The organism is Micromonospora sp. WMMA1363 (genome assembly GCF_030345795.1).
Lineage (GTDB): Bacteria > Actinomycetota > Actinomycetes > Mycobacteriales > Micromonosporaceae > Micromonospora.
In genome coordinates this window covers 36732-50860 of record NZ_JAUALB010000004.1, presented here as the reverse complement: position 1 = coordinate 50860, position 14129 = coordinate 36732, and the positions used below count along the sequence as shown (strand labels likewise).

Below are 14129 nucleotides of genomic sequence, written 5' to 3'. Positions count from 1 at the left end.
ACTCGCCGCGCGTGGCGGGCATTCCGAGTACCACCCGGCAGGCGGAGGTGCTATGTACAGCGATCTCCGCGCCGCCGACCAATGTCGAGGGCTTGGCCAACGGGATTGATCTGACCACGGGGCAGCCCGTCTACCATGATCCGTTCTCGGCGTACGAGAACAAGATCGTATCGTCGCCGAACGTGGTGGTGCTTGGCGACCTCGGCGAGGGCAAGTCGAGCTTGCTCAAGACGGTGTACGTGGTGCGCCCGTTGACGTTCCGCCGCCGGCGTGCGGTCGTGGCCGACCGGAAAAGCCAGGGCGGCGAGGGCGAGTACAGCGAGCTGTGCCGCCAACTCGGTGGCACCCCGGTGCGCTTTGAGGTGGGCAGCGGAGGTAGTCGAATCAACCTCCTCGACCCGGTGATCGGGGTGTCGGCGCAGGAGGCGACCCAGGTGGCAGGGCAGCTGCAACTGTTGCGGGCTGTGGTGCACGCGGCCAGTGGACGAGAGCCGGACTCGTGGCAGGGTGCGGCGCTGCGCGCCGCGCATCTCAAGGCGTTGCGGGCGGCGGAGGTTGAGCAGCGAGTGCCGGTACTCGACGATGTGGTGGCGGCGCTGACGCACCCGCCGCCTGGCCAGGTCTTCGGGGAGAGCGCGTCGCCGGCGGTGCGGGAGCGGTGGGCCGAGGCCGCACTGGGGATGAAGTTCGATCTTGAACGGTTGATCGGTGATGACCTGGCTGGGCTGTTTGACGGGCCGACGACGTCGGACGTGACGATGGCCGCGCGGCTGACCACATTCGACCTGTCTCAGCTATCGACGGAGGGCCCGGCGATCCCGCTGGTGATGACGGTGATCAACACATGGCTGACCAACATGCTGCGGCGGGAGCGCGGCTGGCTCACCACGTTTGTAGCGGAGGAAGGGTGGCATCTTTCTGAGGGGGTCGGCGCGAAGATCTTCCAACGGAACGCGAAATTGTCCCGGGGACTCGGGCTGGCGAATGTGGTGGCGCTGCATCACGTGTCCGACATCCCGGAGGATTCGCCGGCTGTCGCGATGTTGCAGGAGGCCGCCACTGTCTACCTGTACTCGCAGGCCCGGACCGCGGACGCGCAACGATGCCTTGACCTCTACTCGCTGCCACCCGAGTTGCTCGACGAACTCATGGCGCTTCCGCAGGGCGTGTGCTTCCTCAAGATCGACACTGGGGCGCCGATCATGATGCAGCACCTCCGGTCGGCGTGGGAGGTGGGCATCACCGACACAGATGCGGCGATGAGCGGGATGTCTCGGGACGGCACCGCGTGATGCCGGCGGCATCACGCAGCGGCGCTGGCGGTGGGGGGCCGCTGTGGCTGTTGCTCGGGTTGGTCGGTGGGGTCATGGTGTTGTGGCATGTGGCGGTGCTGGTCGCGGCGGCCGTTAGCGGGGTCGCGGTGCCGACCGTGCAGGACTCGATGGATGCTGTGCTGCGGGCGCCGGCGAATCCATTGGCGGGATATGACCGGCCGGTGCCATCTCCGTGGCTCGTGTGGCCGGGTTTCGGCGTTGGGGTGGCGGTGACGGCAGCGGCGTGCTGGTGGTGGTCGGCGCGACGGTATCGACATCGTCGCCGCGAGGGCATGGGGACCAGGCGGGCGCTCGCACCGTTCCTCGGTGAGAAGGCAGCGCGGAGGTCAGCAGGGCAGACACGACCGAGAATGGCGGACAAGCATAAGGCTGCGATCGAGGAGGTGGCGGTGGTGCTGGGTACTGCGGAGGGCTCAGAGCAGCGGCTGTACGGGCAGCTGGAGGACTCAATCGCAGTGGTGGGTGGCCCCCGCTCGATGAAGACGGCGGCCGTGATCATCGATATGGTGCGGACATCGCCGGGGCCGACGGTCGCGGTGTCCACCAAGGCTGATGTGCTGCGGGCGACGTACCTGGCGCGGCGCCGTCGGGGGCGGGTGTGGGTGTTCGATCCCGGCGACGTGGTGGGATGGCCGACCGGGCTTCAGTGGTCGCCCGTGGCCGGGTGTGAGGACCCTGATGTCGCGATGGCCCGCGCCGAGGGGTTCGCTGCTGCGGTCCCGCGCAGCGCCGAAACCCGCAATGGTGACTTCTTCGAGAGTCAGGCGCGAGATGTGTTGCGCTGCTTCCTGCACGCCGCAGCGTTGGACAGGGCGACAATGGAGGACGTCATCAAGTGGGGCTATCGCATCGACAGTCCGACGTTGCCCGCGCGGGAGATCCTGCGGACCCATCCGCGGGCGGCGCCGATGTGGGCCGAGGAGTTGGAGGCCCTGACATCGGGGGATGCACGTGAGGGCCCGTTGGACTCGACGCGGAAGACCTTGCAGAGGCTGTTAGCCCCGTTCGCGTCTGCGCGGCTGTTGCGGATGTGTTGTCCGCCGGCCGGCACGGGTTTCGACGTGCAGGCGTTCTTGGAATCAACGGACACCCTGTATGTCGTGGTCGGCGACGGCACGACGGTGGCGCCGCTCGTGACGACGCTGGTCAACGAGATCATGCGGTTGGCGCGGCGGGTGTCCCAGCGGATGGCACCCCCACGGATGGATCCACCGCTGCGGGTCGTGATCGATGAGGTCGCGCAGTGCCCATTGCCGAACCTGCCGGCACTGATGTCGGATTCGGGTGGACGGGGCGTGACGATGGTGATCGGTTCGCAGGGGCTCGGGCAGACCCGGGCCCGGTGGGGACGAGATGGCGCCGCTGAGGTGTTTGCCTCCGCAACGACTAGACTGATCATGGGTGGCACCAGTGAGCCCGAGTTTCTCGCCGAGCAGAGTCAGCTAGCTGGGGAGGTGGACGTGGCCAGTAGCTCGACGACCGTCAGTGAGCGTGGTGGCGTGTCATCGACCACGGTTTCACGGGAGCGGCCACGGGTACGTCCACATGAGATTCGGGAGCTGGCGCCGGGCAACGCGCTGGTGTTGTATCGACAGGCACCGCCGGTGATCAGCAAGTTCGTGCCGTACTGGGATACCGACTGGGCGGACGAGGCCGAGAAGAGCGCAGCGAGGGTAGCCGACATCGTGGCCGGTAGGGTGCAGGAATCCCCGTGACACCGGACCACGGTGACCTGCTGGCTGACCTTGGCGATGCCGTCGTGGCGATGGACGGACGGCTGGCCAACATCGAGGGGTTCCTGGCGTCTACACCGCTTGGGGGTGCGAAGCCTCGGGGAATCCGCCGGCGACGGACGCGCTACCGGCTGCCGGCGAACTCGGCGGTGCGTGTAGCACAACGCCGACAGCGTCAGGCCACGACCAGCGTGGAGGGTACTCATGTGACGATGCGGGTGGAGATGCTGCACGAGATCCGCCGGTTCGTCGACGCTCTGAACGCGACATACGAGTTGCAGCTGTCAACGCACGCGGTGCCGCCGTGTTGGTATGAGCATCCGGGGGCGGTGCGGGAGCTGGCGGCGTTGATGGCGTCCTACCAGACCGCGTACAGCCCGAGGCGGGGGATGGCAGCGACCGATGCCCCCAACGTTTGGCATGATCGGGTGCTGTGGCCGTGTCTGCGGCGACTGCGAGAGGAACTGGGGTTGCGCGAGTGCGTGGCCAACGGTGGGCATGTAGCGCGGCGGCGGAAGGCCATCGTTACCGATAGCGGGTTCGATGCGGCCATCGCGCGACTACTTGAGGGAGCAGCATGATCACCGCCACGGTGCGGGCGGTCAGGGACAGCCTGAACCGGTACCTCGAAGGTTGGCGGCGTCCTGGCGGCGATCTCGGCGTGGTGTACGTGGGTCTCTACGGCACGCCTGAGGCCATCCTCGCGCCGCTGCCGATCTGGGATGCGGTGATACGGCGCCTTGCGGTGGAGATTGACCGGCGCAGCGTGGGGCAGGTCCAGCAGCGGCTGGCGCATGGAGCGGGCCCCGCGCCGACCACCCTCGTGGAGCTGGCGCGGCTGGCCGGGGTGTCGGAGCTGCCCATTCCGGTGCTCCGGAACCGGGGTATGCCGCGTGGCAGCACAGATCTTTCGGTGTGGACTCCTGCCGTGTCGGACGTGCGGGCCATCGCCGAGAATCCGGCGGCGGCATCCGCTGCCTTACGAGTGATCGCGGAGGTGACCCTGGACCGCGCCCCCTATCAGGCGTCGCATGCGGGCCAGGGGGTCCGGCTGGCGGTATCCGATGTGGACGGCATGCATGCTGTGCTTGTGACCTACCGGCCAGCCCCACGCCCGGATCACCGCGGCGGTATGGCCTCTCGGCCGGTGGTCGAGCTGATCGGCGTGGACAGCATCAGATGGTTTGAGCAGGACCAACACGAGGGCCCCGACGGTGAGTGACTACGCGGGCTCGCCGTACTTGGCAACGTACGCCGCGTAGTTCTGCGCAAGGACGGCCCCGCCGGCCTCGGCGGTGAGGTGGTCAACCGAGGCCACGACGCACACCTCTCGGCCGTCGACGGCTGACGTGATCAATGCGATCCGGCGGGCCAGGTCGGCGACGACGCTGGGTGCCGACTCGACCAGCAGCTTCCCGTCGCGGTACGAGAACCGTGGCGCCCGGCCAATACCGGCGCTGCGCACCTTCCTCGCCAGGAAGCCCGCGTGGCTGTACGGAAGCGCCGGTCCTCGGTCAGCAGCAGGTAGACCCGTTCGGAGTCACCGCCGTAGCCGACCAGGCCGGTGCACGGCTTGATCGGTCCGTCCGACTCCCGGACCAACACCTCGTAGACCCGGCACTCCGAGCAGCGGAACAGGTCGGTCTCCTGCTCGTACTCGAACTCGTGGCCGCCGAACGTGTCCGGCTCGTTGGCTACTGGGCTCTCGGTGCTGCTGCGGAGGGCCTGGGTGTACTTGCCGCCCTGGCGCGCGGCCTCACGGGCGCGTTGCGCGGCGGTGGACTGCTTCTTCGGCACGGTCGATTCCAGCCTGGCGGTACTCCCACGCTTCCCGCCGACGAGGACAGGGCCGGATGAAAGGTCTTCTGTGCTGCTGCGCGGGCCCCGGAGGACCTTGGCCGACTGTGCCTCGGGCGGCGTGGGCGCCCGAGGTTGCGGCGGACGGCGGTACGCATCTGGCCGTGGTGTCTCACGATAGTGCACCCCTGCTACCGCAGGGTCAGCAGCGCACGTCAACGGCGGGGGTGTCACCGGCCGGGTCGTCCGGCTCCACGGACGGCAACGACCGCCGGTCGGCGGCCTGGCGGCAATCTGCGCCGCCAGGCGGTCCCGGGTGAGCTGTGGCGGGACGGGTTCGGGCAGGGTCTTGTAAGGGTGCTGCGGGGAGATGCCGAGCAGTTTGGCGATCGACGACATCGACCGGTTGGGCTCGGCGAGGAGTGGGGAGCGCGGCTGAGTGGGCCTGGCCCCGAGCGGACTGCGGGGGCCGCGCGGTCTATTGCTGGTGTCGGCGTGCCGTTCCCTTGGTGATGCCGCCAGCATCACAAGCATGCTCGATCGTGACTCTGGGCTCAATAGTGTTGTTCAACCCTGAGTTTGGTACCTATTATCGGGCTGGACTTTCGGGGGTGGGATGAGTGGGATCAGGTCGCCCGGCATTGCCAGCGAGCCCGTGCCGCGACTGGTGCGGCTGGTGTCGCAAGGCTGCTACATGGGGGCGGTAGCGGCGGGGGCCGTGGCGGTCGGCGTCACGGCCAGTTGGGAAGGCAGTAGCTCGGTCGGATCGGTGTTGGTCGACGTACTCACGGTCCTGGTCATGGTGGTCTCCGCAGTGGGCGCGGTGGTGGCGGGCTTGTCGGTGGTGGAGACGGGACGGCTGGCGGGTGTCTGGGCGGTGGTGGCCGGATCGGGAGCATCGGCCGTGCTGCTGCCCGCGGTGTTGGGTGATCGGCTAGGGCTGGATGGGCGGCTCGCGAGCACCGGTGGGGCCGTGGCTTATGGGCTCGCGTTGGTGTGGGCGGCGCGGCACCAAGATGTCCGCGTCTGGCTGGCGCTCAGGCGCGAGCACCGCGAGCAGCAGGTCCAGGACCGCCCGGACGCGGATCTGTCCTACACGGAGTGGACGTGATTGGAAGACAAATGGGATCTGGCGCGGGTAGTCAGTGCGGCGAGACGGTGAGTGAGTACGCCAGCTACATGCAAACGGACGTGCTGCGGGCGCTGCAACCGGACGATCCTGATGAGCAGCTGTTCGTGGTGGTGCATCAGGTGTCAGAGCTGTGGCTGGTCGTGGCCGCGACAGCGATGGATGCCGCCGCGCGGCATGTGCGGGTTGGTGAGATCGGGGCGGCTGAGATGGCGACGCACCGCGCGGGCGACGCGGTCGGTCGATTGCCGGGGGCGTTGCTGATGCTAAGCAGACACTTGACGCCGCAGGGGTTCGCCGCAGTGCGGCCCCGGCTCGGGTCGGGGTCGGGGACCGACTCGCCGGGATGGGCGCAGCTGGGACGGGCGGGGCGTCGACTGGACGAGGCGTTTCGTGCGCGGTGCGCGGCTGCGGGGGTCTCGCTGCTGGAGCTGTGCCAGGGGCGGGCGGAACACGAGCTGGCTCGGCTAGCCGAGCGAATGATGGACGTGGATGCAGCGGTACGCGGATGGCGGATGCAGCATTACCTGCTGGCGGAGCGGCTGGTGGGGCGCGGGTCGGTGGGGACGCAGGGCATGCCGGTGCGGACGCTGATGATGCTGGCCGACCACAGGTACTTCCCCGGTCTGTGGGCGGCCCGGGGCGCGGTGGGGGAGAGGGTCGGATGATCTCGAGTTCCCCCACCGCGCCTGCCAACGTGATGCGGTCGGCGTTGGGTCTTGCCGAGGATCGGGTGCATCTAGCCAGTTGCAGCTACGCCCCGCCCTGGGCGGGGCTGGAGGCCTCGATGCGCGCGATGCTCGCGGCGATGGGTGCAGCGGCCTGGGAGGTGTGGGAGTACCAGGTGGAGCAGCTGCGCGACAGGGTCGCTGCGTCGATCGACGCCGGCCGTGACCAGATCGCGTTGATCGCGGACGTGACGACAGGTGCGTTCCAGGCGGCGTCGACGGTGGAGTTGACGTCCCGCCGCCCGAAGATCGTCGCGGCCAGCGCCGAGTTCGCCGGGGTGATGCACGTGTGGATGGCCCAGCGGGGTGCCGAACTCGTCATCGTCGGTGACCGTGACGGCCGCGTGAGCGCCGAGGACTACCTGCGCGCGATTGATACGCGGACGGCGCTGGTGTCGGTGCCTGTGGTGTCGTACCGCGATGGTGTGCGGCTGCCGGTGCGTGAGATCGCTGCTGCGGCGCACCGTGTCGGCGCCCGCGTGTTCGTCGACGCCTATCAGGCGTTCGGGGTGGAGCCGCTGAGCGTGCGCCAGTTGTGGTGCGACTGGCTCGTGACGGGGTTCGGCAAGTACACCTTGGGTCTGCCGGGTGTGGCCGCCGTGTACGAGCGCGAGGTTGGGGCACGGCAGCCCGTGCTGACCGGCTGGCAGGGGCGGTGTCCGCAGCATCGGTGGGATCCGTGGCGGCTGGACTGGCCGCACACCGCGCGGCGGTTGCAGGCAGGCACGCCGGCGGTGCCGGCGGTGTACGCGGCCAACGCAGGCCTGTCGCTGCTGTCCGAGCTGGATCTGCGGGCAGTGCGGCGGCACGTGACGATGCTGGTGGGGCATGCGCGGCAGCGGCTGCGGGATGCCGGGGTGACGGTGAGCACGCCCGTGCCGGCTGAGGAACATGGCGCGCACCTGGCCGTCCGTGAGTCGCGGCCGGAGATGGTGGCACGGTGGCTGGCGGATCGTCAGGTGGCGGTCGCTCCACGTGGCGGGGTGGTGCGGCTCGCGATGCACGCGTTCGTCACGGTGGCCGAGGTCGACCGGGCGTGCCATCTGATCGCGGAGCTCCACGCTCGTGAGGCTCGTCGATCGGCGGGGGTCGCATGAGCGGCGTCGCCGAGATGGTGGACGAGTGGCTGCGGGGGCCGCGGCGTGCCGACGACTACCCGCATATGGCCGTGATGGGCGAGATCCAGCGTACGGGCAAGCACTTCCTGTCACCGGATGTGGTGGGGGCGTTGCAGCGCACGTGGCGGGAACTGCCAGCCGTCCAGGGGTCGTACGCCGCCGGCCGGCGGCTGCGATGGTGGCTGGACGCCGTGCTGGACAAGGCCGACGGCAGGCACTGCTATCGCACGTATCTGGCTTTGGCGTTGCTGCCGTTGCCGACTGCTGACGATGACACGTTGATCCAGGATGCGGCCTCATCGCTGCGGTACCGGGACCGGGTCGTGGTGGGGCTCGTCGCTGACGCGATGCGCTTCGAGGGCGCGGCCTCATCGCTGACGATGCGTCCGTCACCGGCGCTCACCGCCAAGAGGATTCGGCTGGGATGGCGGGTGCTGGAGCCGATCGTGCGCCGGCTCGGTCTGAGTCAGGAGACCGTCGCGGGAGGCTACGACCCGGATGACGGGTGGCGTCGGGTCGCCGGGGAGTTGGACGAGGGCGAGCGGCGGGCGTTGGCGTGGTCGATGATGCCCGTGTCGACGGTGCATGACGAGCGGCTGTTCATTCGGCTTCTCCAGGCGTGGGAGGCGACGTTCGCCGCGGTCACGGTCGACCTGTCCGCAGTGGTTGGCCTGTTGGAGGCGGATCGGCCGCACGACGCGGCGGGCAGGCTGGACGCGGCGGCCCGCTTGTTGCAGGAGTCGGCACCGCTGTTCGCGTTGGCCGCGACCATGCAGGTGGAGGCATTCCACGAGTTCCGCCGGTTCACCGAGGGCGCCAGCGCCATTCAGAGCCACAACTACAAGTTGGTGGAGTCGCTGTGCCGCAGGCCTGAGCTGGCCCGGTTGCAGTCGATCGCCTACGACGCCGCACCCCGTGTGCGGGCGCGGGTGCTGGCAGGCGAGCCGACCATCGATTCGCAGGTGCGGGCGCTGCGGCCGGAGACTGCCGATGAGGTGATGGCGCCGGCGATGGCCCGGTTCGCCGACGCCCTGACCTCGTGGCGGCGAACGCACTACTCACTCGCGGTCCGGATGCTCGCCGGCGAGCAGGGGACCGGGTACACGGCGGGCACGCCCTACCTTGACCAGGTGCGGCGAGCACCGGTGTTCAACAGCACCTACCCCGCCCGTCACGACGACAACGGCAGACGGGGTGGGGCCGAGTGATCACCCGCACCGGTGATGCCGGCGGCATCACCGACCGTCTGACTGGCGCGAATCCCACCTGGGTGGGGCTGCGTTGGGGGCTGCTCTATGGTCCGGTGACCACGGGTGTGCTCGCCGCCGCGGTGGCCCTACCGCATGCCGGCGACAGCGCCGGTACAGCGGTGACCCGCGCGTGGCTGCTGTCGGGGTACGCCATCGCCCTGGGTGTCGGTGTGGTCATATTCGGACGAGTCATCGACTGGTGGGGGGTGCGGACCTGCCTCGCCCTAGGCTCGGCGTACATGCTGATCGGGGCAGCCGTGTGCCTGGCCGGTGGTAGCCCGTCCACGCTGCTGGCGGGACGAATGGTGCTGGCCGTGGGGTCAGCAGCGGTGGTCCCGGCGGTGATGAGCATGAGCGCTGGCGTCGATCCCGCCGACCGGGGCAGGGTGACCGCGATGGTGGCGGCGATGATGGCCCTGTGGGTGGCGATGGCCCCATTGATCGGGGGCGTGGTGACGGCGCTGGCCGGGTGGCGGGCGGCACTCGTACTGCCCGTGCTGTCGGTGGTGATGGCGCCGGCGGTCATCCGGAACGGTCACGGCCGGGCCCGGCGACGTGAGGGCCGGGTCGATGGATTCGGGGCGCTGCTGCTGACCGTGTGCGCGGCGTCCATTCTGGGTGTGCTGCATGCCAGGCTGGTGACCACGACCCTGGTGCTGACGCTGGCCGCCATCGCGGCCTGTTCTGGCGTGTGGCTGTGGTGGTGGATCCGCCGGCGGGACGATGCCGTGATCCCGACGGGCCTGGTTGACGCTCTCGTCCTCCGCGTGTGTGTGGTGGCAGCCTGCGTATACGCGGTCCTGTTTGGGATGAGCACGGTCGTCGCGCAGGCGCTCGCCGGGCGGGGATGGGCACCGATGGCGGCCGGGGCGGTGCTGGTGCCGGGCGCGATAGCCGGCGCGGTACTCGCCCGGCAGCGACGGTGGAACCTCGACCGGGAGATCCAGCTGACTGTGGTGCTCGTCGTCTTGGCCATGGTGCAGATCTCGGCGCTGGTGCTGGGGCCGGTCCCGCCGGTGCTGGTCGCTGCCGCTGGTGGGGCGTTCATCGCGGTCTCGGTGGGGCACCTGGTGATCGCATCTCTGGTCAACGCTGTCAGTCCGGACGCGCGCGGAGGCACAGCGGGACTGGTCTATTTCGCGGCGTTCGCGGGCGGTGCCGCCGGGACCGCCGTGGTGGCCGCGTCACGCGACGAGGCTCAGGCCCTCGGGAGTATGGCCCTGGTCTCACTGATCGGCGCCGTCAACGCCGTCGGCGGTCAACGCTGGCAGCGCCATCACTGATGCCGGCGGCATCACCGTCCTACTGCCCACGGCTTCTTGACGTCCGGGCTGCGGGCCGCCGCTTCCGCGCCGCCTGTCCCGGCCGGCTGGCCGCCCCCGGTCCCTAGCCAGGCATGAGTGGGATCGGCTCGGTGACGCATGAGCGTTGGTGGGTGATGCCGGCGGCATCACCCGATCCGTGGGTCGGCTGTCGGCGTGCCGATCGGCGCCACACTGGCCGGCGGTCACGTCATGTTGCTCGCGAGGGGCTAAGCAGGCCCTCGATTGCCGTGCTGGAGGCTTCTATACTCGGCAACCCATGATCCGATCGGGTTGTGCGAGCGACCCGAGACTGCGAAGGATGGTCGTCGTCACGTTTTGGTGTCGCGGGGGACAGCATCAAGCGCCTGGGGAGTGGGACATGGGCAAGACAGCCCTTCGACGGCGGTGTGAGCGAATTTTGTCCGGTCTTGATCTGCCGGAGCCGTTTGACATCGACGAGCTGTGCCAGCGTCTTGGCGAGCAGCGGGGGCGGCCCATTCACCTCGTCCCGATTGAGCTTCCGCCGGGCGGGGCTTGCGGTATGTGGGCAAGCACAGCGCACTTTGACGCGATCTTCTACCAGGCGAACACCAGCCCGCTACACCAGGCGCACATCCAGGCCCACGAGATTGGGCACATGATTTGCGATCACAGCGCCATCCCCGTCGACGGCGCGGGAGCTGCCCTGCTGCTGCCAGGTCTCGACCCCGCCCTGGTGCGGCACATGATGGAACGCACCGACTACACCGGTCGTGAGGAGCGGGAGGCTGAGGTGCTCGCGTCCCTGCTGCTCGAGCGCACCAGTTCGTGGACTCCCCGGCGAGCGAACCGTCCACCGGACGTGAAATCGATTACCCATCGCCTCATGCGTTCGCTCGGTCATGGAGGCCAGGCGAATCAATGACCGCCATCGAGCAGGCAACCGACCAGTTCAACGTCCTCTACCCGGTATGCGCGGCGGCGGCGTTCGCCACTGCGACCTATCGGGTCTGGCGCCTGCGTCAAGACCCGCGCAACGTCGCTCTTGCCGGGCTGGCGGGGTATTTGGCGTGTTTCGTGTCAGCGTTCACCTTCGCTACCCCCGCCGTCTACAGCAAGGTCGGCGAGCTGACCGGTGTGACGAACCTGGCGACGCTGGTGGTGTATGTCTCCGTCATCGGGACCGCACTCGCGCAGACCGCCGTCCAGGCGTGGTGGCTCCATCCGCGGAGCCGGGCGGTGCCCGCGATCAGGCGTCGGGTCGCCTTCTTCGCCGCGACGCTGGCGGCTATGGCGGTGCTGTTCGCCCTCGCGCCGGTCGATGACGCCGAGCATCCGGTCGACTTCGACGCGCACTACGCTGACACCCCTCTCGCAGCGGCGTTCCTGCTGATCTACCTTGCGGCCTTCAGCGCCATGCAGTTCGACCTGGCCATCACCTCACGCAGGTGCGCCAGGGCCGTGGAGGACCAGACGTGGTTACGCCGGGGGCTGCTCACCGTTGCCGCCGGAGGGCTCGTGTCCCAGGGATACGCCATCATCAAGGCCGGCACGCTGATCGGTCTGTGGGCCGGCCCCAATGAGGTGCTGGAACGGTGGAACATCCAGGCCGCGCCTATCGCCGCCAGCATCGCGGCCTTGCTGATCACCGGTGGATGGATCATGCCGGCGTGGGATCGGCAGCTCGACGCGCTGTCGGGCTGGCTGCGGCTGATCGGCACCTACCGGCGGCTGTACCCGCTCTGGGTCGACTTGTGCCGCAGCACTGACAACGAGTTCGCGCTGGACAAACCCACGTCCCGGCTAGCCGACACGTGGCACGCGGCGCGTGACGTCAAGATGCGGACCTACCGCCTGATTGTCGAGATCCACGATGCGCAGCTGGCCCTGCGGCCGTATCTCGACGCCGCCGAGGCCGATCGGGCCCGTCGCAGCGGCGAACACGCCGGCCTGTCCGGGGTCGAGCTGGAAGCCGCCGTCGAGGCGGCGACCCTCGCCGCCGCAATCGCCGTGAAGGAACGCGGCCATCCGACCGGCGGGCAGCCGATCACAGGCCACACCGAGGTCGGTGGGGACCTTGCCAGCGAGGTCGACTGGCTGACACAGGTGGCTCGGGCGTACAAGGACTCGCCGATCGTCGCCGCCGCCAGGCTCCAGTCGTCCATGAGAGAGATGGCATGACGTCACGACCGGCCGCGATCTTCGACCACCGCCTGCTTCATGACCCGCACCGGCGGTACAACGCCCTGCGGGACCAGGCCCCGGTGCACCACGTCCTCACGCCAGACGGAGCCCCGGCGTGGCTCGTCACCCGCTACGACGACGTGCGAGCAGCGCTCGGTGACCCCAGGCTATCGGTCGACAAGCGCTTCAGCGGCACCGACGGTGAGCACGGGTCGTCGCTGCCGCCCGAGCTGGGCGCACATCTGCTCAACCGCGACCCGCCCGATCACACTCGGCTCCGGCGTCTGGCAGCTGCCGCCTTCACGCCTCGCCGCGTCGCCGACCTGCGCCCCGCCGTCGAGAGAATCGTCAGCACACTGCTGGACGGTCTCGCCGGCCACGACCACGCGGAACTGATCGGCTCCCTCGCGTCACCGCTGCCTTTACAGGTCATGCATGAGCTACTTGGCCTACCCACCCAGACCAGCGTCGACTTTCGGACCTGGACGAACACGCTGCTGTCCGCCGAGGCCAACCAGCCCGCACAGTCACGATCCGCCATGGCGAACATGCGGCGTTTCCTTATAGAGCAGTTGGCGCACAAGGGAGCGCACCCCGGCGACGACCTGCTGACCGGTCTCCTTGCCGCACGTGACGACGACGACCGGCTCACCGACGATGAGCTGGTCGCGATGGTCTTCCTGCTGATGTTCGCCGGCTACGACAACTCCGCCGCGCTCATCGGCAACGTAACCCACGCTCTGCTCACCAACGCAGAGGTGCACGAGGCGGCGCGCGCTGGATCGCTTGCCCTTGACGAACTCATCGACGAGGTCCTGCGCTGGAATCCCTCTTTTCCGCTGGCGGTCCGACGATTCGCCCGAGAGCCCATCACCATCGCCGGTCAGGCGATCCCCGCCGGTGATCGCATCTGGCTGTGTCTGGCCAGCGCGAATCGAGACCCCGCACAGTTCTCCGAGCCCGACGAACTCGGCATGCCCGGCGAGCGGCGCCCGCACCTGTCATTCGGGCACGGCATCCACTACTGCCTGGGCGCACCACTCGCCCGCCTCCAGACGACCGTGGCCGTCACCAGCCTGGTAGCCCGCTTTCCTGGGATACGGTTGGCCGTACCCGCCCACGACATACGGTGGCGGGAATCGTTCCGACTACGCGGACTGGTCGCCTTGCCGGTTCTCCTGTAGGGCGACGATGGGAGCGCGGTCCCGCTGCGGTCTTCGTCCTTGACCACCCAGATACTCGGCCGACGCGGGGTCAGCGGCGACCAGGCCCTGCGCCTAGGGAGGTGGTAAGTGCATCTGCCGTCAAGTGGAGGAGGTCGGCGACGGCCGAGGCCGAACCGCGTTGGCCCGGAATCGGCGCGAAGGCACGCGATGCCTCCGCTATCCGCGCCGCGTCACCCGGGCGGCCGAAATTGATGATCCCGCCTGCATCGGCCCGGTTGGCGACAGCCGCAGCCAGACCTTGAGCGATGACCGCAGCCCACGCCGGCACTGAGATCATCTGGTCGGGTTGGTAGGCATCGACGGCTGTAACGCCATCGTTGGAGCGATCCACGCGAACCGTGGTTCGA

13 protein-coding genes are annotated in these 14129 nt (G+C 68.9%); 12 read left to right on the top strand and 1 reads right to left on the bottom strand.

From position 1 onward, the window contains the following. Positions 1-11: 11 nt before the first annotated feature. The 4 genes from QTQ03_RS28340 to QTQ03_RS28325 all read left to right on the top strand — a co-directional run bounded on the left by QTQ03_RS28340 (position 12) and on the right by QTQ03_RS28325 (position 4289). Positions 12-1292, top strand: a complete 1281-nt coding sequence (locus tag QTQ03_RS28340; protein ID WP_289281086.1) for a putative type IV secretion/conjugal transfer ATPase — start codon at positions 12-14, stop codon at positions 1290-1292. 425 nt (positions 1293-1717) lie between these two features. Then, complete coding sequence (locus QTQ03_RS28335; protein WP_289281085.1) at positions 1718-3049, top strand: type IV secretory system conjugative DNA transfer family protein; 1332 nt, start codon at positions 1718-1720, stop codon at positions 3047-3049. Further along, positions 3046-3648 (top strand): hypothetical protein, encoded by a 603-nt coding sequence (locus QTQ03_RS28330; protein ID WP_289281084.1) that lies wholly within the window; start codon positions 3046-3048, stop codon positions 3646-3648. Before QTQ03_RS28335 ends, QTQ03_RS28330 begins: the two co-directional genes overlap by 4 nt. After that, the gene (locus QTQ03_RS28325; protein ID WP_289281083.1) at positions 3645-4289 is read left to right on the top strand and encodes a hypothetical protein; all 645 of its coding nucleotides are present in this window, start codon (positions 3645-3647) and stop codon (positions 4287-4289) included. The genes QTQ03_RS28330 and QTQ03_RS28325 overlap by 4 nt, the downstream gene beginning before the upstream one ends. A 131-nt stretch (positions 4290-4420) precedes the next feature. Here QTQ03_RS28325 and QTQ03_RS28320 read toward each other — a convergent pair whose 3' ends face one another. Then, complete coding sequence (locus QTQ03_RS28320; RefSeq protein ID WP_289281082.1) at positions 4421-4864, bottom strand: hypothetical protein; 444 nt, start codon at positions 4862-4864, stop codon at positions 4421-4423. A gap of 616 nt (positions 4865-5480) precedes the next feature. Here QTQ03_RS28320 and QTQ03_RS28315 point away from each other — a divergent pair. From QTQ03_RS28315 to QTQ03_RS28280, 8 genes are all read left to right on the top strand, one after another. Then, complete coding sequence (locus QTQ03_RS28315; RefSeq protein WP_289281081.1) at positions 5481-5975, top strand: hypothetical protein; 495 nt, start codon at positions 5481-5483, stop codon at positions 5973-5975. Between the two features lie 47 nt (positions 5976-6022). Beyond that, positions 6023-6661 (top strand): tryptophan 2,3-dioxygenase family protein, encoded by a 639-nt coding sequence (locus tag QTQ03_RS28310; RefSeq protein ID WP_289281080.1) that lies wholly within the window; start codon positions 6023-6025, stop codon positions 6659-6661. Then, positions 6658-7818, top strand: a complete 1161-nt coding sequence (locus QTQ03_RS28305; protein ID WP_289281079.1) for an aminotransferase class V-fold PLP-dependent enzyme — start codon at positions 6658-6660, stop codon at positions 7816-7818. The genes QTQ03_RS28310 and QTQ03_RS28305 overlap by 4 nt, the downstream gene beginning before the upstream one ends. Next, positions 7815-9047 carry a tryptophan 2,3-dioxygenase family protein gene (locus QTQ03_RS28300; protein ID WP_289281078.1) on the top strand — a complete coding sequence of 411 codons (1233 nt, stop codon included), beginning with the start codon at positions 7815-7817 and terminating at the stop codon, positions 9045-9047. The genes QTQ03_RS28305 and QTQ03_RS28300 overlap by 4 nt, the downstream gene beginning before the upstream one ends. After that, complete coding sequence (locus QTQ03_RS28295) at positions 9044-10372, top strand: MFS transporter (RefSeq protein ID WP_289281077.1); 1329 nt, start codon at positions 9044-9046, stop codon at positions 10370-10372. The genes QTQ03_RS28300 and QTQ03_RS28295 overlap by 4 nt, the downstream gene beginning before the upstream one ends. Before the next feature lie 400 nt (positions 10373-10772). After that, the gene (locus tag QTQ03_RS28290; RefSeq protein WP_289281076.1) at positions 10773-11297 is read left to right on the top strand and encodes a hypothetical protein; all 525 of its coding nucleotides are present in this window, start codon (positions 10773-10775) and stop codon (positions 11295-11297) included. Beyond that, the gene (locus tag QTQ03_RS28285; RefSeq protein ID WP_289281075.1) at positions 11294-12553 is read left to right on the top strand and encodes an MAB_1171c family putative transporter; all 1260 of its coding nucleotides are present in this window, start codon (positions 11294-11296) and stop codon (positions 12551-12553) included. Before QTQ03_RS28290 ends, QTQ03_RS28285 begins: the two co-directional genes overlap by 4 nt. Next, entirely contained in the window at positions 12550-13740 is a 1191-nt protein-coding gene (locus QTQ03_RS28280; protein ID WP_289281074.1) for a cytochrome P450 family protein, read from the top strand. The genes QTQ03_RS28285 and QTQ03_RS28280 overlap by 4 nt, the downstream gene beginning before the upstream one ends. The last annotated feature ends 389 nt before the right edge of the window (positions 13741-14129 follow it).